Origin of the sequence: Tardiphaga sp. 42S5, assembly GCF_034044155.1 — a bacterium.
GTDB lineage: Bacteria > Pseudomonadota > Alphaproteobacteria > Rhizobiales > Xanthobacteraceae > Tardiphaga > Tardiphaga robiniae.
Genome location: NZ_CP139027.1, coordinates 3683750 through 3700900, shown reverse-complemented (window position 1 = coordinate 3700900; position 17151 = coordinate 3683750). Strand labels below are relative to the sequence as shown.

General features: G+C 61.9%; 19 protein-coding genes and 1 tRNA gene. 7 read left to right on the top strand and 13 right to left on the bottom strand.

The window, feature by feature from the left end; translation table 11 throughout:
• Positions 1 to 144 precede the first annotated feature (144 nt).
• Positions 145 to 2448, bottom strand: a complete 2304-nt coding sequence (locus tag SFY93_RS17080; protein ID WP_320443959.1) for a GumC family protein — start codon at positions 2446 to 2448, stop codon at positions 145 to 147.
• Positions 2449 to 2681: 233 nt separating this feature from the next.
• On the opposite strand from SFY93_RS17080, the gene SFY93_RS17075 reads away from it, so the two are divergent.
• From SFY93_RS17075 to SFY93_RS17065, 3 genes are all read left to right on the top strand, one after another.
• Positions 2682 to 3821 carry a glycosyltransferase family 4 protein gene (locus SFY93_RS17075; RefSeq protein WP_320443958.1) on the top strand — a complete coding sequence of 380 codons (1140 nt, stop codon included), beginning with the start codon at positions 2682 to 2684 and terminating at the stop codon, positions 3819 to 3821.
• Between the two features lie 108 nt (positions 3822 to 3929).
• Positions 3930 to 5468, top strand: coding sequence for an undecaprenyl-phosphate glucose phosphotransferase (locus tag SFY93_RS17070; protein ID WP_320443957.1), 1539 nt, complete (start codon positions 3930 to 3932; stop codon positions 5466 to 5468).
• Between the two features lie 62 nt (positions 5469 to 5530).
• Positions 5531 to 6799 carry an O-antigen ligase family protein gene (locus tag SFY93_RS17065; protein WP_320443956.1) on the top strand — a complete coding sequence of 423 codons (1269 nt, stop codon included), beginning with the start codon at positions 5531 to 5533 and terminating at the stop codon, positions 6797 to 6799.
• Positions 6800 to 6863: 64 nt separating this feature from the next.
• Here SFY93_RS17065 and SFY93_RS17060 read toward each other — a convergent pair whose 3' ends face one another.
• Positions 6864 to 7109 (bottom strand): hypothetical protein, encoded by a 246-nt coding sequence (locus SFY93_RS17060; protein ID WP_089264595.1) that lies wholly within the window; start codon positions 7107 to 7109, stop codon positions 6864 to 6866.
• Positions 7110 to 7294: 185 nt separating this feature from the next.
• On the opposite strand from SFY93_RS17060, the gene SFY93_RS17055 reads away from it, so the two are divergent.
• Together SFY93_RS17055 and SFY93_RS17050 are read left to right on the top strand one after the other, a co-directional pair.
• On the top strand, positions 7295 to 7465 hold the full coding sequence (locus SFY93_RS17055; protein ID WP_170849687.1) for a hypothetical protein: 171 nt from the start codon (positions 7295 to 7297) through the stop codon (positions 7463 to 7465).
• A gap of 346 nt (positions 7466 to 7811) precedes the next feature.
• The gene (locus tag SFY93_RS17050) at positions 7812 to 8093 is read left to right on the top strand and encodes a hypothetical protein (RefSeq protein ID WP_320443955.1); all 282 of its coding nucleotides are present in this window, start codon (positions 7812 to 7814) and stop codon (positions 8091 to 8093) included.
• A 121-nt stretch (positions 8094 to 8214) separates the two neighbouring features.
• On the opposite strand, the gene SFY93_RS17045 is transcribed toward SFY93_RS17050, so the two are convergent.
• The 8 genes from SFY93_RS17045 to SFY93_RS17010 all read right to left on the bottom strand — a co-directional run bounded on the left by SFY93_RS17045 (position 8215) and on the right by SFY93_RS17010 (position 13642).
• Complete coding sequence (locus SFY93_RS17045) at positions 8215 to 8352, bottom strand: hypothetical protein (protein ID WP_165826964.1); 138 nt, start codon at positions 8350 to 8352, stop codon at positions 8215 to 8217.
• Between the two features lie 433 nt (positions 8353 to 8785).
• Positions 8786 to 8863: transfer RNA gene (locus SFY93_RS17040), tRNA-Pro, on the bottom strand.
• 80 nt (positions 8864 to 8943) lie between these two features.
• Positions 8944 to 9756, bottom strand: a complete 813-nt coding sequence (locus SFY93_RS17035) for a MerR family transcriptional regulator (RefSeq protein ID WP_320443954.1) — start codon at positions 9754 to 9756, stop codon at positions 8944 to 8946.
• A 37-nt stretch (positions 9757 to 9793) separates the two neighbouring features.
• On the bottom strand, positions 9794 to 10129 hold the full coding sequence (locus SFY93_RS17030) for an integration host factor subunit alpha (protein ID WP_068730933.1): 336 nt from the start codon (positions 10127 to 10129) through the stop codon (positions 9794 to 9796).
• Positions 10130 to 10274: 145 nt separating this feature from the next.
• Positions 10275 to 11252, bottom strand: coding sequence for a beta-ketoacyl-ACP synthase III (locus SFY93_RS17025; RefSeq protein ID WP_068730934.1), 978 nt, complete (start codon positions 11250 to 11252; stop codon positions 10275 to 10277).
• Positions 11249 to 12310, bottom strand: a complete 1062-nt coding sequence (gene plsX / locus SFY93_RS17020; RefSeq protein WP_093759130.1) for a phosphate acyltransferase PlsX — start codon at positions 12308 to 12310, stop codon at positions 11249 to 11251. Before plsX ends, SFY93_RS17025 begins: the two co-directional genes overlap by 4 nt.
• Positions 12311 to 12512: 202 nt before the next feature.
• Positions 12513 to 13103, bottom strand: a complete 591-nt coding sequence (locus SFY93_RS17015) for a YceD family protein (RefSeq protein WP_320443953.1) — start codon at positions 13101 to 13103, stop codon at positions 12513 to 12515.
• Entirely contained in the window at positions 13100 to 13642 is a 543-nt protein-coding gene (locus tag SFY93_RS17010) for a ubiquinol-cytochrome C chaperone family protein (protein WP_320443952.1), read from the bottom strand. The genes SFY93_RS17015 and SFY93_RS17010 overlap by 4 nt, the downstream gene beginning before the upstream one ends.
• Before the next feature lie 140 nt (positions 13643 to 13782).
• Here SFY93_RS17010 and SFY93_RS17005 point away from each other — a divergent pair, with 140 nt between their 5' ends.
• Both SFY93_RS17005 and SFY93_RS17000 read left to right on the top strand, forming a co-directional pair.
• Positions 13783 to 14253 carry an outer membrane protein assembly factor BamE gene (locus tag SFY93_RS17005; protein ID WP_170849688.1) on the top strand — a complete coding sequence of 157 codons (471 nt, stop codon included), beginning with the start codon at positions 13783 to 13785 and terminating at the stop codon, positions 14251 to 14253.
• Between the two features lie 157 nt (positions 14254 to 14410).
• On the top strand, positions 14411 to 15415 hold the full coding sequence (locus SFY93_RS17000) for a Bug family tripartite tricarboxylate transporter substrate binding protein (RefSeq protein WP_089264606.1): 1005 nt from the start codon (positions 14411 to 14413) through the stop codon (positions 15413 to 15415).
• Between the two features lie 74 nt (positions 15416 to 15489).
• Here SFY93_RS17000 and SFY93_RS16995 read toward each other — a convergent pair whose 3' ends face one another.
• The 3 genes from SFY93_RS16995 to SFY93_RS16985 all read right to left on the bottom strand — a co-directional run bounded on the left by SFY93_RS16995 (position 15490) and on the right by SFY93_RS16985 (position 16892).
• The gene (locus tag SFY93_RS16995) at positions 15490 to 15732 is read right to left on the bottom strand and encodes a DUF2171 domain-containing protein (protein ID WP_089264607.1); all 243 of its coding nucleotides are present in this window, start codon (positions 15730 to 15732) and stop codon (positions 15490 to 15492) included.
• Between the two features lie 82 nt (positions 15733 to 15814).
• Positions 15815 to 15970 (bottom strand): hypothetical protein, encoded by a 156-nt coding sequence (locus SFY93_RS16990; RefSeq protein WP_165826963.1) that lies wholly within the window; start codon positions 15968 to 15970, stop codon positions 15815 to 15817.
• An 88-nt stretch (positions 15971 to 16058) separates the two neighbouring features.
• The gene (locus tag SFY93_RS16985) at positions 16059 to 16892 is read right to left on the bottom strand and encodes an arylamine N-acetyltransferase family protein (protein WP_320443951.1); all 834 of its coding nucleotides are present in this window, start codon (positions 16890 to 16892) and stop codon (positions 16059 to 16061) included.
• Positions 16893 to 17151: the final 259 nt, after the last annotated feature.

Sequence of the window (17151 nt, the reverse complement as noted above, 5' to 3'; positions counted from 1 at the left end):
CGGAATACAATTCGTAGCGGAAACTCGTCATGCCCGGGCAAAGCGCGAAGCGCGGCTTCGCTGGACGTCCCGGGCATCCACGTCTTAGTCACATGAAGAAAGTCATGGATGGCCGGGACAAGCCCGGCCATGACGGCGACTAACCTAAGCCGCAAACACGCGGCCGCCCGGCCCGACCGGATCGTTGGCCGGCGGCGGTGAGCGCAACATCTTCACATCGGCGAAGCCGACGGCCTTGAGTTGTTCGGCCATCAAGTCGCGCGCATCCATGCTCATGGTGACTTCCGGCACCACCACGGCGCGGGCCTGATCGGTCAGAAGTCCCGCCGGCAGATCGGCGGCGGTGCCGGCATCCAGCAACACGTGATCATAGACACGCAGCAGCGCATCGAGCGCCATGGTCAGGCGCGGCGACTGCAACAGCGAGCGATCTGCGCCGGCGCGGCCAGCCGCCACCATATGCAGGCCCGACATCCGGTCCTTGGTGATGACCTGGCCGAACGTCGCCTCGCCCAGCATCAGCTCCGCCAATCCGGGCGCACGCGGATCGTTCGACACAGCTTCCAGCGTCGGCGACGACGAGGCCAGATCGACCAGCACCACTTTCGCGTCACGCGACAGGATGCGCGAGAGCGTCAACGCGGTGAGCGCGATATTATCGTTGTGGCCAGTGCCCAGGATCGTGATCTTGCGCGCCGATTTGCCAGCCGCGCGAAACTCCTGCGCAAGCTGTTCGATTTCGCTGACGCCAGCGGCCAGTTCGGGATGGGTATCGCGCACCACGGGCTGCGGCGTGGCAACGGGAGCCGGCTCAGGCACGATGCCCGGCGCAACGACAGTTTCCGGCTCACGCACGGCAGCGGGCACCTGATCGACGAACGGCTTGAACGCCGGCTCGGTGACGCGGGCCTGTGCAACAGGGGCCATCGGTGCAGCACCGCGCGGCGCGGTCATGCGCAGCAGCTCGCTTGTGACGATGCCGCCCGCCGTGAGCATTAGTGTTGCCAGCGTCGCGATCAACACGATCGGGAGTTTTTTCGGATAGGCTGGCGTATTGGACACGATGGCCCGGGAGATGATTCGACCATCGGTCGGTGCCGCCTCGATATTCTCACGCGTAGACGCCTCGCGGTATTTCGCCAGATAGGATTCGAGCAGATCGCGCTGCGCCCTCGCCTCACGCTCCAGCGCCCGCAACTGCACGTCCTGGCCGTTGCTGGATGTTGCCTGGCGCTTCAGCTGTTCGAGATTGTTGGTGAGGCCATCGACGCGCCCGCTGGCGATGCGCGCATCGTTCTCGAAGATGCGCGACAGTTTTGCGGCTTCGTCACGCAATTGCTTGTCGAGATCGCCGAGCTGAGCCCGCAGCTCCTTGATGCGCGGATGCGCGTCCAGCAGCGTCGAGGACTGTTCGGCGAGCTGCGCACGCAGCGTCACGCGCTGCTCGGACAGCCGGCGGATCAGGTCGGAATTCAGCACTTCCGAGAATTCGATCGGCTTGCCGGTCTGCAGCATGTCCTTGATGAGCCGCGCCTTGGACTCGGCATCGGACTTCAGCGAGCGCGCATTGTTAAGCTGGCTGTTGATTTCGCCGAGCTGCTGGTTCGAGAGCGACGTATTGTTGGTGCCGATGAACAGGCTCGACTTGGAGCGGAATTCCTCGGCGCGCGCTTCCGCCTCGACGACCTTCTTGCGCAGGTCATCGATCTCACCGGACAGCCATTGCCCGGCCGACCGCGCCTGATTCTGCCGCGCGTTCTGCTGCATCACCAGATAACCGTCGGCGATGGAATTGGCGACGCGCGCGGCGAGTTCGGGATCGCGCGACTGGAATTCGACGACCATGACGCGCGACTTGTCGACGGCATAGGCCGTCAACCGCTCGTAATAGGCATCGAGTACGCGCTCTTCCGGCGTCATCGAGAACGGATCGCGGCCGATGCCCATCAGGCCGAGCAGCGACCGCCATGGCTGCGCACCCTGCAACACCGGATCGAATTCCGGGCGCTCCGCGAGCTTGTTCTTCTTGATGATCTCCCGGGCAAGGTCGCGCGACAGCAGCAGCTGCACCTGGCTGGTCACGGCTTCCGCATCGAGAGAGGTTCGTTCTTCGTTGCGCTCGCCGCTCGGCCGCAGGAAAACGTTTTCACGCCCGTCGATCAGAATGCGCGCTTCCGACTTGAACCGCGGCGTTATCATGTTGACGATGACGAGCGAGCCGACAAGTGCCAGCACCGTCGGAACGAGGATCCACATCTTGCGGCGGATGAGCGCCTGCCACAGCGCGCGCAGATCGAGGTCGCCGAGATCGGGCGCCGGCGCAGCGATCACGCGCTCTGCTTTCTTCTCCGGATTTTTGCGAGAAACCGGGTTTGGCATGGTTGGCGCCTTGATGGCCCGTTCGACCGACGCATCGCCCTTGCCTGCACGCCAGAATGCCAAACGCATCGCCTACCCCACCCAAACGCCACTGCGTCTACTCAACGAAATCGATTAAAGACGATTAAGGTTGCCGCGCGGTTAATTGGCAGGCTGATACCGGGACGTTGCAGCGGAAGCCTGAATCCACACGGTTTTTTAACGACGAAGGCTCTTATTGGATTCAATTGCTTCAGGGATTTTCCGATGTGCGTCCCAGCTCCCGGCGACACCCCCCTCGTCAGCGAATGCCGATTCTGATCATGAGCGCACCTTCGGACACGCCGCTTCGCATCCTGCACGCTGTCCGCGCGCCGGTCGGCGGCATCTTTCGCCACATCATCGATGTCGCCAACGGCCAGGCCGATCGCGGCCATGAAGTCGGCATCGTCGCCGACAGTCTGACCGGCGGCGACCGCGCTCGCGATGCACTGGCCGAGATCGCACCGCGCCTGAAACTGGGCACCTATCGCCTGCCGATCCACCGCGAGCCACATCCGGGCGACGTGCTGGTCTGGATGCAGTTCATGCGCCTCGTCAGCTGGCTGAAGCCCGACGTGCTGCATGGCCATGGCGCCAAGGCCGGCGCCTTCGTGCGCCTGAAGGCAAAGTCGAACAACCTCATTCGCATCTACACGCCGCATGGCGGTTCGCTGCATTATCCGCAAAATACGGCGAAAGGCGCCTTCTACAGCCGCCTCGAACGCGCGCTGATGAACCGCACCGAACTGTTCCTGTTCGAGAGCGCCTTCGCCCGCGACACCTATCAGCGCATGATCGGCACGCCGTCAGGCCTCGTGAAATGCGTCTTCAACGGCGTGACATCGGGCGAGTTCGACCCCATCGAGCCCGCCGATGACGCGACCGACGTCTGCTATGTCGGCGAGTTCCGCCGTATCAAGGGCGCGGATCTGTTGGTCGATGCCGTGGCGCGCCTGCGTGCCGACGGCCAGCCCGTCACCCTGACGCTGGGCGGCGACGGCGAAGAGACCAACGCATTGAAGGCGCAGATCCAGCGCCTCGGCCTCGGCCTCGGCAGCGCCGTACGCTTCATCGGTCACGTCAAACCGCGTTACGGGTTCTCGAAAGGGCGCCTGCTGGTGGTTCCATCGCGCGGCGACTCGATGCCCTATGTCGTGATCGAGGCCGCCGCTGCGGGCATTCCGATGATCGCCGCCAATGTGGGCGGCATTCCGGAAATCTTCGGATCGCACACCTCCGCCTTGTTCCAATCGAACAATGTCGACGCCATGGCCACCGCGATCAAAACTGCTCTCGATGACATCGCCGCTGCGCGCGCACGTGCACAATTGCTCCGTGAGCGCATCGCGGAACATTTCTCGCAGGATGCGATGGTCGAGGGCGTCATCGAAGGCTATCGCAGCGCATTTGCGAAACATTAACTCTCCTTAACCTGTAACCAAATCTTCCGATTTGTCCGGTAATTCTCACGAAAAGCGGTAGGCTTGACGTGCGACATCGCATGCCAGCGCAACAACGGACATTTCACCTTGGACCCGATCAACGCACGTTCAATGATCGACGCGGCCGCGACGGACGCGCCCGGCGAACGCCGGTTCGAACGTCGTCGCAGACTGACGCCCGCGGCCCTCGCCGTCGCCGATGAGAAGGTGCGCGCCGCCTACTCACCCGTCGTCATCACCGGCGTCGTCCGCGTCGTCGATTTCCTGATGCTCAGCATCATCGGCATCGCGCTCAACCTGCTCTATGTCGCGCCAGAAGCTGGCTTCAAATGGGAATACTTCGCCGCGATCGTCGCGATGGCTGCTGCTGCCGTGGTGTGTTTCCAATCTGCCGACATCTATCAGGTGCAGGTCTTCCGCGGCCACATCAAGCAGCTCACGCGCATGATGTCGGCATGGGCCTTCGTGTTCCTGCTGTTCATCGGCGTCTCGTTCTTCGCCAAGGTCGGCGGCGCGGTGTCGCGTGTCTGGCTGTCCTCGTTCTTCTTCGTTGGTCTCGTCGCCCTGATCGCGGAACGCGCGGTCGTGCGTGCACTAATCAAGCGCTGGGCGCATCAGGGGCGGCTCGACCGCCGCACCATCATTGTCGGCGCCGATTCCAACGGCGAGACGCTGATCAGGGATCTCAATGCGCAAGAAGATTCCGACATTCAGATCCTCGGCGTGTTCGACGACCGCAATGACAAGCGCTCGATGGACACGATCTCCGGCGCTCCGAAGCTCGGCAAGGTCGATGACATCATCGAATTCGCGCGGCGCACCCGCGTCGATCTCGTGCTGTTCGCGCTGCCGATTTCGGCCGAGACGCGCATTCTGGAGATGCTGAAGAAGCTGTGGGTCCTACCGGTGGATATCCGCCTGTCGGCGCATACCAACAAGCTACGCTTCCGCCCGCGCTCCTATTCCTATCTCGGCAAGGTGCCGACCCTCGACGTGTTCGAAGCGCCGATCACCGACTGGGATCTGGTGATGAAATGGCTGTTCGACCATATCGTCGGCGGCCTGATCCTGATCGCCGCACTGCCCTTCATGGCGCTGGTGGCCATCGCCATCAAGCTCGACAGTCCCGGCCCGGTGCTGTTCCGGCAGAAGCGCTTCGGCTTCAACAACGAGCGCATCGACGTGTTCAAGTTCCGCTCGCTCTATCACGACCAGGCCGACCCGCTGGCCAAGACCGTCGTCACCAAGGGCGACAAGCGCGTCACCCGCGTTGGCCGGTTCATTCGCAAATCCTCGATCGACGAATTGCCGCAGCTCTTCAACGTGGTGTTCAAGAACAACTTGTCGCTGGTCGGCCCGCGTCCCCACGCCGTTCAGCAGAGGGTGCAGAGCCAGCTGCTGGACGAGGCCGTCGACGGCTATTTCGCTCGCCACCGCGTCAAGCCCGGTATCACCGGCTGGGCGCAGGTCAATGGCTGGCGCGGCGAAGTCGACAGCGAGGAGAAACTGCAGAAGCGCGTCGAGTTCGATCTCTACTACATCGAGAACTGGTCAGTGCTGTTCGACGTCTACATCATGCTGAAAACGCCGGTTTCAATGCTGACGAAGAACGAGAACGCGTATTGAGGCAGGCCTCAGCCTCTGCCCTACACCTCTCGTCAACCCTGCCTGCGTAGAGTGATGCCGCCATGAGCACTCACGCGACTGCCGATCACTACATCGCCTCGCCTGCGGCACCTCCCGCCGTGGTGACGCTGCAGCGCGCGCTGCTGTGGGCGATGGGTTTTGGCGGCGCCATCGTCTTCATCGAGCCGAGCCCCTTCGAGATCGCCACCCTCACGGCGATGGTCGTATTCTTTGCATCGGGCTTGCGCATGCGGCTGGTGTTCATGCCGCTGCTGCTCCTGCTGTTCCTGGTCAATCTCGGTTACACGATCTGCGCGGCCTATCTGCTCGACAAGGCGCCGATCGTGAACTGGATCCTGACCTCCTGGTACATGGCCATCATGGCGATCTTCGTCGCACTGGTGATGTCCGAGGACACGCTGGCGCGTATCGATCTGCTGCGCCGTGGCCTGATCGTCGGCGCACTGGTAGCATCGCTGGCCGGCATCGCCGGCTATCTGCATCTGATCCCCGGCGCGGAGATGTTCACGCTCTACGGCCGCGCCTCAGGCACGTTCAAGGATCCCAACGTGCTGGGCGCGTTTCTGGTCCTGCCGGCGCTGTTCTGTCTGCAGAGCGTCGTCAGCGACGGTTTCGGTCGCTCGCTCCGCAGCGCCATTGCGCTCGGCATCATTGCGCTCGCCGTCCTGCTCGCCTTCTCCCGCGCCGCCTGGGGCCTGTTGGCGATCACCTCGGCCTTTATGCTGCTGCTGATGGTGCTGACCAGCCAGTCCAACAAACAGCGCTCGCGCATCATGATCATGGCGCTGGCCGCCGTCGCCGTCGTGGCGCTGGTGATCGTGATCCTGCTGCAGTTTGACTTCATCGCCGACATGTTCAAGCAGCGCGCCTCGTTCGATCAGAAATATGACGAAGGCCGCTTCGGTCGTTTCGGCCGACATATTCTCGGCGCGCAGATGGCGCTCGATCTGCCCTTCGGAATCGGCCCGCTGCAATTCACGCGCTTCTTTCCGGAAGACACCCACAACTCCTATCTCAACGCCTTCATGTCCGGCGGCTGGATCTCCGGCGTATGCTATCCCGCGCTGGTGTTCATCACCGCTTTGCTCGGCTTCCGCTACATCTTCGTCCGCGTGCCATGGCAGCGTGCTTATCTCGCGGTGTTCGCAGCCTATCTCGGGACAGTCGGTGAAGCCTTCATCATCGACACCGACCATTGGCGCCACTTCTGGATGATGCTCGGCATCATGTGGGGCATGTTCGTCGCCACGCAGCAATATATGGCCACGGCGCAATTGCGTGCGGCCTCCGGACAGCCAGGCAGAGTCTGATAAACTCACAAACGAAAACAGCCCCGCTTGCGCGAGGCTGCTTTGTTCAAACCATAGACGTCCGTTAGCGAACGATCACAGTCTTGGTGCGCGAACCCCGGCGATCCCAGCCATGATGGCGGTGACCGTAGTCGCGGCGCACATAGGCGCGGCTCTGGCGATAGCCATGACCGCGATGATAGCCACGATCCTGATGGTGATAACCACCGCCGCCGATCTGCACATTGATGCCCTGCGCAGACGCGGGGCCTGCAGGTGCTGCGACATAGAGAACGGCCGCAGCCGCCAGCAAAGCCAGTTTCTTGATCATGACAATTTATTCCTTCCTTTAAAAGTATCGCGGGACAAGCCATTACCGCCCGGAAGGTTCCGCACGAAATGAAGCACATCGACAAAGGACCCGCGCATGTTCGAGCCGTGCCCGATTCTCTTGTGATTTGCGATGGACATCCATCATCAAAGGGAACATGCGAGGAACTGAGCCGTTCTCCTCGCATGACACAGCAAGCAAAGAACCGCGCCTTCGACAAACAGCCGAAGCCCGATCAGAAAATTCCGCCGGCCGGCCCGCACGACAAGCCGGAACTGACCGACGAGAACAAGACGCCCGGCAGCGGCGTCTTGCCTGACAAGGATCACAAGGAAGTCGAAGGCCCGACGGGATGACCGCGATCGGTCATCATGTCGTCACGCATCGACGTTAGACATTTATTAACCTTCTCGACTCACTGTGGAGTCAAGGAAGCGCAGACCGGATGTACGTCTGCGTTTGATGGCTCGGAGTTCGCTCCGGGCCATTATCTTTTCTGGCCCCACCATGAGCTGCGAGATGATCGACGCTGCACGCGCATCTCGCTTTCGGTTGCAACGCGTAAAGCGGAACGCCGCTCGCTGATCACGCGAGATTATTCGTTCCCCCATCGCGGCAAAATTTGTGGTCGATATGCCATGAATTGGAACTGAACCTTCAAAACACCGACACGTTGACTTCTCGATACGAAGGAGAAGCAGCATGAAGAAGACAGCACTTATTCTTGCCACCGTCGCTGCCGTCAGCGCGGCGTCGATCGCCTCGAAACCCGCAGAGGCCCGTGGCGGTCGCGGCGCCGCGATCGGACTCGGCATTGCAGCCGGCGCATTGGCGGCCGGTGCCTATGGCGCTTACGGCCCCGGCTACGGATATGGTTATGGCCCGCGCCATTACGGCCCACGTTACGCCTATGGTCCGCGCTACGATTACGGCGGCGGCTACTATGGCGGTCCGCGCTACTATCGCAGCTACGGCTACTACTAACCGCGGCTGACTGAATTGACGAAGGCCCGGAGCATATGCTCCGGGCCTTTTTCGTCACCATCATCCAGCGTTCGCTCGCATCGCTGCTGCGTTGCCGCAAGGGCTTCAGTTACGCAGTGGGCTAGATACCAAACAGCCAAACAGCCGTGATGGTCGCAACCACCGCTAACCCGCTGATGGTCCAACCACCGTAGTAGCCGATATCATCGTCATGCCGGATTTCCGACGGGCCATCTGCGGTATGCCAGTGACTTGCCATGCGAGCCTCCTGTTTTCAGGATAATCGGTTCGATGGCGAAGGGTTCCATTGGCGCAAAAACGACACATCCGGCGCCACTCCCTGCGCTATTCCAAACGCGACATCGGCATCTGTGGCCAAAGGGTCACGACGGCAAGGATTCATTAAGGAGTGCGGCTGGGGCAATTGACGGAACCCGGAGCCGGGAGAAGTCTAATGTTTTCAGCGTAGAGTAAATATTATGTTAGAGATTATTGTCCTCGGCTTCCTTATTTGTGCAGCGGCTTATGTCGGGCTTCTCTGGTTCGCCGGACGGAAAGACGATGTGATTCACGGTGATTTTGTCGAACCGAAATCGTAAGGCCGGCGTCGCGCGCGCTTGATCGAGGCCACCCACTTCGGGCGGCACCGCTCGCGTGCGAGACTACTAATATCTTGAAATGATTTGGAAAAATGGTCGGAGCGAGAGGATTCGAACCTCCGACCCCTAGTCTCCCAGACTAGTGCGCTAACCGGGCTGCGCTACGCTCCGATGGGGCATCGTGTAGCTTCGATCCGTCCGAGGCGCAAGAAGGCTGAGCGGATTGAAACGGATTGGTTGTGGGACGACGGCTAGCCGTCCTTCATCGCCGTATCGAGCGCCCGGCGCGCCGCCAGCAGCTCCTCGAGCACGGCTTCGAGCCGTTCGCGCTCCAGCCGGCGCTGCGGGTTCGGCCTTGCGGCCGGGACCGCAGCCGCTCTTGCGCTCTGCGTCGGAGCCGTCATTGCCGGTTCGGGCCGCGCCGCAACGGGATTTGCCAATACGGGATTTGCCCGCGACGGCGGCCGCTGCTGTGGCTCCACGCGCGGCGACGTCGACGTCATCGGAGGTTCGCGGCGGGCGGCGACGGGAGCGGCAGCAGCTTCCTCCTCGTCTTCTTCCTCAGCCTCTTCGTCCTCACCCTCTTCGCCGTCGTCCTCGTCGCCCCCTTCTTCTTCCTCGTCCTCGGCGCCTTCGGCGTCAGCCTCGTCTTCGGCTTCTTCCTCGATCTCCTCGTCGCGTTCAGCCTCGTCCTCGGCCTCTTCTTCCTCGTGATCCTCTTCGATCACGGGACGCTTCGCCTGGACGCGCGGCGCGATGGCGGCAGAGGTCGGCGCGAAGCTCGGCGCAGCGTGGCCGTCGACCAGCCCCTGCACCGACTTGATGCCGTTCTCTTTCAGGATTCGTTGCACACCGCGGATGGTATAACCTTCGCCGTAGAGCAACCGGCGGATGCCGCGCAGCAGATCGACATCGTCCGGACGATAGTATCGCCGGCCGCCGGATCGCTTCATCGGTTTGATTTGAGTGAACCGCGTTTCCCAGAACCGCAGAACATGCTGCGGTATATCGAGATCGTCAGCGACCTCGCTTATGGTTCGAAACGCATCCGGCGCTTTGTCCAAGTGCAGGATCCCTGTGGTTCGCCCTGTGTTTCTCTAGTCAGTCGTCGTGATCTTTACCGTTGCCCACTGCGGTACTGTCGCCATTGATCCGCTGTTTCAGGATCGCCGACGGCTTGAATACCATCACCCGCCGCGGCGAGATCGGTACTTCTGTGCCCGTCTTCGGATTGCGGCCGATGCGCTCGCCTTTTTTGCGCACCATGAAGGAGCCGAACGACGACAGCTTCACTGTCTCGCCCTTCTCCAGACAATCCGTAATTTCTTTCAAAACCAGTTCAACAAACGCGGACGACTCCGTGCGCGAGAGACCTACCTTTTGGTAGACTGCTTCGCACAGATCAACGCGTGTGACTGTTTTTCCCGTGCCCGTCATCGCCTGCCCCAACTACTCTCGGCGAACCAAATTCGCGTCAGAAATTAGGAGGTTAACGCGCTCCGGTCAACAGTCACCATCGATGCAAAGGCATGGAAAATCATGACAATTTGAGATGTTGTCGATCTGCATCATCACCAGCGCATCACCAGCGAATGAGTGCAGAGCCCCAGGTGAAGCCGCCGCCCATCGCTTCGAGCAGCACAAGGTCGCCCTTCTTGATGCGGCCGTCATTGACCGCCACCGACAATGCGAGCGGAATCGACGCCGCCGACGTGTTGCCGTGAAGGTCCACGGTCAGCACCACCTTTTGCGGTGCAATATGCAGTTTGTGCGCCGACGCATCGATAATGCGCTTGTTGGCCTGATGCGGCACGAACCAGTCGATGGTTTCGGCGCTGGCGCCGGTGGCTTTGAACGCGTCGACGATCACATCGGTGATCATGCCCACCGCATGTTTGAAGACCTCGCGGCCTTCCATGCGCAGGTAACCCACTGTCTGCGTCGAGGACGGGCCGCCATCGACAAACAGCTTTTCCTTGTGCCGGCCGTCCGAGCGCAGATGCGTGGTCAGCACGCCGCGATCGCTGGCTTCACCGGGCTGGGTCTGTGCTTCCAGCACCACCGCACCGGCGCCGTCACCGAACAGCACGCAGGTTCCGCGATCGGTCCAGTCGAGAATGCGCGAGAAAGTCTCCGCGCCAATCACCAGCGCGCGCTTGCCGGCGCCGGTGCGCAGCAGGCTGTCGGCAGTGGTCAGCCCAAAGATGAAGCCGGAACACACCGCCTGCAGATCGAACGCTGCGCCATGGGTGATGCCTAGCGCGTTCTGCACCGCAACGGCCGTCGCCGGGAACGTATTGTCCGGGGTCGAGGTTGCGAGCACGATGAGATCGATGGACTGCGCATCGACGCCGGCATTGGCCAGCGCCGCCTGCGCGGCCTTGATCGCCAGATGCGAGGTGAACTCGCCGTCCGCAGCGATGTGGCGCTGCTTGATACCGGTGCGCTGGACGATCCACTCGTCCGATGTGTCAACCTTGGATGCCAGTTCGGCATTGGTCAGGATCCGCTCCGGCAGGTAAGAGCCGCAGCCGAGCACGACCGAACGTATCGCAGTCACGAGACAGCCTCCTGCGCAGCCGGGCTCGCAGGGAGCGCTTGGCCGTCGCGGTTGAGCATTTGATTGATCTTGGTGAGAAGGTCGTAGCGGACCATGTCGTAACCGACATCCACCGCATAGGCGAAACCGTCGGCATTGGTGCCACCGTGGCTCTTCACCACGATGCCGCGCAGGCCGAGAAACACCGCGCCGTTGGACTTGTTGGGATCGACCTTGTCGCGCACCGCCTTGAAGGCGTTCTTGGCGAACAGATAGCCGATACGCGAGCGCCAGGTGCGGGCCATGGCATTGCGCAGATATTCGGCGAACTGCCGCGCGGTGCCCTCTGCCGCCTTGAGCGCGATATTGCCGCTGAAGCCTTCGGTGACGATCACGTCGGCATCGCCGCGGCCGATGCCGTCGCCCTCGACGAAACCGATGAATTCGAGCTGCGGCAGATTGGCGGTGCGCAGCAGTTCGGCGGCATCGCGGATTTCGTCGCCGCCCTTGATTTCCTCGACGCCGATATTGAGCAGACCGACCGTCGGCCGGGCCAGATCGAACAGCGCACTGGCCATGGCGCTGCCCATGACAGCGAGAGTCTTCAGGTGGTTGGCGTCGCCGCCGATGGTGGCGCCGAGATCGAGCACGACGGAATCGCCGCGCGTGGTCGGCCAGATCGCGGCCAGGCCGGGACGCTCGATACCGTCGAGCATGCGCAGGCAAAAGCGCGCCATCGCCATCAGCGCGCCGGTATTGCCGGCGGAGATCGCGACATCGGCCTCGCCCTTCTTCACCGCCTCGATCGCCAGCCACATCGACGAGACCTTGCGGCCACGGCGCAGCGCCTGGCTCGGCTTGTCATGCATGCTGACGGCAACGTCGGTATGGATCACCTTCGATACAGCCTTCAGTGCCGGATGATTGGCGAGTTCTTTCTCGATCAGCGCGCTGTCACCGAACAGCAGGAACTCGCTGTCGGGATGCCGGGTCAACGAAATCGCGGCGCCGGGAATGACCACCGATGCGCCGATGTCGCCACCCATGGCGTCTAGCGCGATGCGAACCTTTTTCGGCATGGACGTTCCGGAAACCTGTCTCTTGCGGCCTGTGACGCTCGTGGCCGCGGACGAAGTCTGCCGCATTTGGCAGCAGACGGCGAAGTTATGGCATTAACCCGATTTCGGCCGGGGACAATAGCGTTTCCGTGACCCGATACAACATCTTGACCGGTCGCTTTTGTCCCGCCAGCCGCACGGGGCGTGGAATCGGACCCCGGTCTCAGCCCTTCCCGGGCTTTTTGGATTTGGGCGTCTCAGGGGCGGTTTTCAGCGCTTTCAGGGCCGCAAACGGGTGCTCTTCCGGGTCCGGAACCTCGACCACCGGCTCGAACACGGCATCGGGCTTACGGGGATACGGGTCCAGCCCCAGAAACAGCGCGTCGGTCGCCAGTTTGCCGAGGTCGATGAAGCCGTTTTCGATCGGCTCCGGCGGATCCGGGGTCTCCTCGTCGCTCTCAACGTCCTCGTCCACCGATTCGGCGAGTTCGCGAATCTGCGATGGCGGCGCGAAAATCACGTCGATCTCTTCCTCGAAATCGGCAGCCAGCGGGTCCAGCGTCACCACGCAGGTCTGCTCGACCTTGCCCCAGATGCGACCGGTCACATGCACCGTACCGCCCTTCACGGGGCTCAGCAGGAGTTCGCCTTTCACGGCGCCCACGCTGACGAGGCCGCCGAGTTCGGCGATCCGCTTGCGCTCCTCGGGCGTGGCCTCGATGTCGCGCACCAGCCCCGTTTCCGGGATCTGGATCACGGCGATGGGCACGCTCCAGGGCGGCGTGAGATCCACGGTGCGGTCGGGTTTGTTCATGTCGTTACCAAGGTCTCCGCAGGCGACGGGAAATGCCACGCGCCTGATGTCAGTGTCGTTGTATCCAGCGTGCCCAGACGGGCATTCGCCGCTTCGACATAAACAGCGAGACGCCGGGCGTTCTCGATGTCCATGCCATAATAGATATTCTTCGACAGCGCCGCCGCCAGAGGCTCCCTGCCTGCGCCAAGCGCTGCGTCATAGGCGCCTGTCCGGCCGTAAAACGCATCGCCGAACTCCCGCATTTTCTTCGGCACCTTCATATCGCTGGTGCCGAGTTCGCGCAGGTTATCGTCCATATCGCCGCAGAACCTGTCGAAAAGTCCCTGCGACAACTCATCCTTGGGACTCATGCGGCGCAGCACCAGCCACATGTGAAGCAGCAACATATCGAAACGCCCGTTTACCGTATCCGGTGCTCCCAAGTCCCGATAAAACAAGGGTTCTCGCGCCTGCGCCACGATCATGCCATAGATGGCTTCAATGGTGCCGCGCAACGGCGCCGGGGGCTTTCTGAAGTGACTGAACGGCCAGACCATCTTGGGTTCCTCAGGCGGGCCCCTCGGGCACGCGCATGTTGCATTCAGAGGTTCTGCCCGGTACGTCAACGCCTTCCGGGATGCAAGTCTTTCGGAAGCAAGGCCTTCCCGAGAATCAAGAGGATGGGACCCCCTCCGCTATGACAATTTCGACCTCCATCAGCGCGAAGGCGCGGCTGACACGTGGCTGGCGCGGCATGCGCGCCGTACTCGCGGTCGCGGCCCTCTGCGTCACGCTGGGCGCCTGCGCCGAGCAATTCCAGAAGGGCTACATCCTGCCCCCCGGCGCGCTGGAGCAGATCCCGATCGGCGCCAGCCAGGATCAGGTCCTGATCGTGATGGGCACGCCCTCCACCGTCGCCACGCTATCAGGCGAAGTGTTCTATTACATCTCGCAGCGCGCCGAACGCGCCGTCGCGTTCATGCCGCAGAAGGTCACCGACCAGCGCGTCATCGCGATCTATTTCGACAAGAACCGCAAGGTGATCCGACTCGCCAATTACGGCCTGCAGGACGGCAAGATCTTCGACTTCATCAGCCGCACCACGCCGACCTCCGGCCAGGAAATGAGCTACCTCACGCCGCTGTTCAAGCTGATCAGCTTCCGCTAGGCGGAACTATCAAATCGCTGAATTGCAAAAGCCCCGCAGCACACGCTGCGGGGCTTTTCTTTACGCTGTGGCCAAGGTCGGCTTGCCCGCCACCATCTGCCTCACTACGATTTCAGCAAGATCAAAAACCAAAACGACACCATCGAGGGAAGAAGCTATGACCAATCTGGTTACCCGTCGCCATGTACTCACCGGCGCCGCCGCGATCACCAGCGCCGCGATCCTGCCGCGCGCGAGTCTCGGCGCCGGCGAATGGAAGCCCACCGAAACCGTCCGCGTCATCGTGCCCGCCGCAGCCGGCGGCTCGACCGACGTGATGGGCCGTATGCTGGCTGCGCATCTGCAGCCGGTCTGGGGCCAGTCGGTTGTGGTGGAAAACCGCTCGGGCGGCGGCGGCACCATCGGCACCGCCGAAGTCGCGCGCCTCAAGGGCGATGGCCACACCATCCTGGTTGGTAATCCCGGCCCCAACGCCATCGCCTACAGCATCTTCAAGAACCTGACCTACAAGAGCGATCAGTTGCAGGCGGTCTCCAACATGATCAAGATTCCGAACATCGTCTGCGCGCATCCGAGCGTGCCGATCAAGACGATCCCGGAACTGATCGCCTATATCAAGGCCAATCCGGACAAGCTGAACTATGGCTCGTCGGGCGTCGGCCAGAGCCCGCATCTCACCGGCGCATGGTGGCTGCAGCTCACCGGATTGAAGATGCAGCACGTGCCGTTCCGCGGTGCAGGCCCTGCGCTGCAGGCGGCCCTCGCTGGCGATATCCAGATCCTGTTCGACAATCTCTATCCGTCGCTGCCCCAGGTGCTCGACGGCAAGCTCACTGGCCTTGCCGTCACCACGCAGCAGCGCAACGCGCAGGCACCGAACGTGCCGGCGATGCGCGAGACGGCGCCCGAGCTGGAGAAGTTCGACGTCGCGTCCTGGTTCGGCGTGTTCTATCCGAAGAGCACACCGACCGAAGCCGTGACCTCGCTCAATGAGCAAATCAAGGTTCTTCTCGGCACGGATGCGACCAAGAAGACCATCGCGGCCATGGGCGCCGTGTCGGACTACGGCACGCCCCAACAATTCCAGACCTTCGTCGAAGCCGAGACGGCCAAGTTCAAGACCATCATCGACAAGGAAGGCCTGCAGATGGAGGTGAAGTGAGGCGCGCCTCACCTCGCTCCATCTAAGTGATCTGAACGAAAACCCCGCGGCTCACACCGCGGGGTTTTTCCGTCTTACTTCTCTTCTTCCATGGCAAAGGCGACGTCGCCATTGGCCGAGAGCCGCACCTTGTCGCCCTCAACCTCTGCGACCAGACCGCCATCGATAAAGTGATGATGACCTTTGTGGCTGCCCTCGCCGCTATCCTTCTTGGTCAGCTTGATGCGATTGCCCTCGACCTTGTCAACCGTGCCGACGTGCACGCCGTCGGCGCCGATGACTTCCATATGTTCTTTGATCTTGCTGAGCGCGCTCATGTCGTATCCTCTGATGTGGGGAATACTGAACGTGCGGCAGCGCAATAGGTTCAATCGCGATCCGGTGAGATCGGCGTCCCGATCATGCGCCCTTGTTCATCTTCTTGATCTTGGCGTCCTGCGCCTCGATCGCCAGTGTCAATTCCATGATCGCCTTGGACAAAAGCTCCGTGGCTTCCTTCTGGTCCTGCGACTTGGCGGCGCGCAGCGCGTAGTTCTTGGCGGATGACAGCGACATTTGACGTTCCTCGTGATGATCCCGAGGGCGAATTAGCCGAAGGCGTCATTCGCTGCAATCGGGTCGAAATGGAGAGATTACGCAGCAGTCAACGGCGCTCCGCATTTGCGCTGATGACCGCGAAAATCTCGTCGGCGGATGCCGGCGGCGTGACGCCAAAGGTCTCGTCGAGAACCTGCTGCAATTCCGCAGCGCTGCCGAGCACGCGTTCAGACACCGGTTCGCCGTCGCGTCCCTCCGTGATCAGGTGGCGATTGACCAGCTTATAACGCCGGCCGCTGCTGACGCGCTCCATCACCAGCGTCGAGGTGAAGGGCACGAAGGGACTGGTCGATGTGTACCAGTTGCCGAGCTCGTAATCCGACGGCAGTTGCGGCGCGAGGTCAAACACATACATGGTCCGCCAGCCGTCCGCCCGCTTCGCGCTCAGCGACAACAGGCCATCGGCTTCGATCAGCCGATAGGTCCCCATCGCCGTTTGCTGCTCGGTCCCCGCGAGGAGCCGCAGAGGTGCATCGAGTACGCAGGCGCCAAAGCCGGTATCGGCGAGATAGGGTCCGTCCGGAAGATCGACCTTCAGGAGCATATGCGTTCTGGGGCCAAGTGGGCTGTCCGGCGGCACATTCCAGCGCACCCGGGCGCCGAGGCCCGTGACCTTGAAGCCGATCGTCTCGAGCGCGGCCCGCAGCATCGCGTTCAGCTCATAGCAATAGCCACCACGTCGGCCATCGATGAGTTTCTGCTGCAATGACGCCATGTCCAACCTGACCGGCAGATGGAGAAACGGATTGAGACCCTCGAAAGGCAGCGCATTGATGTGAGCGACATGAATGGCCGTCAGTGTCGCCAGATCCGGCGCAACCGATCCGTCAAAGCCGATCCGCGTGAGATAGCGATCCAGCCGAAAAACATCCGTCATCATTTCTGCCTCTTCATCATCTCGCCACTGACATAGCCCATCCGACGGCAGCGGGCGACAACGTACCGCCCAAGCTCGTCATTCCCCGGCAAACCAATTGGTTTGCCTGAGGGCGTGCGTCGCCGGCGAAGCCGGCATAGCGCGAGCCTCGATCCACACTCGTCATTCCGGGGCGCACGAAAGCGGCGGAGCCGCTGTAGTGCGAACCCGGAATCTCGATGTGTTTGGCACGATCGAAGACTCCCATGTCGGGATTCCGGGC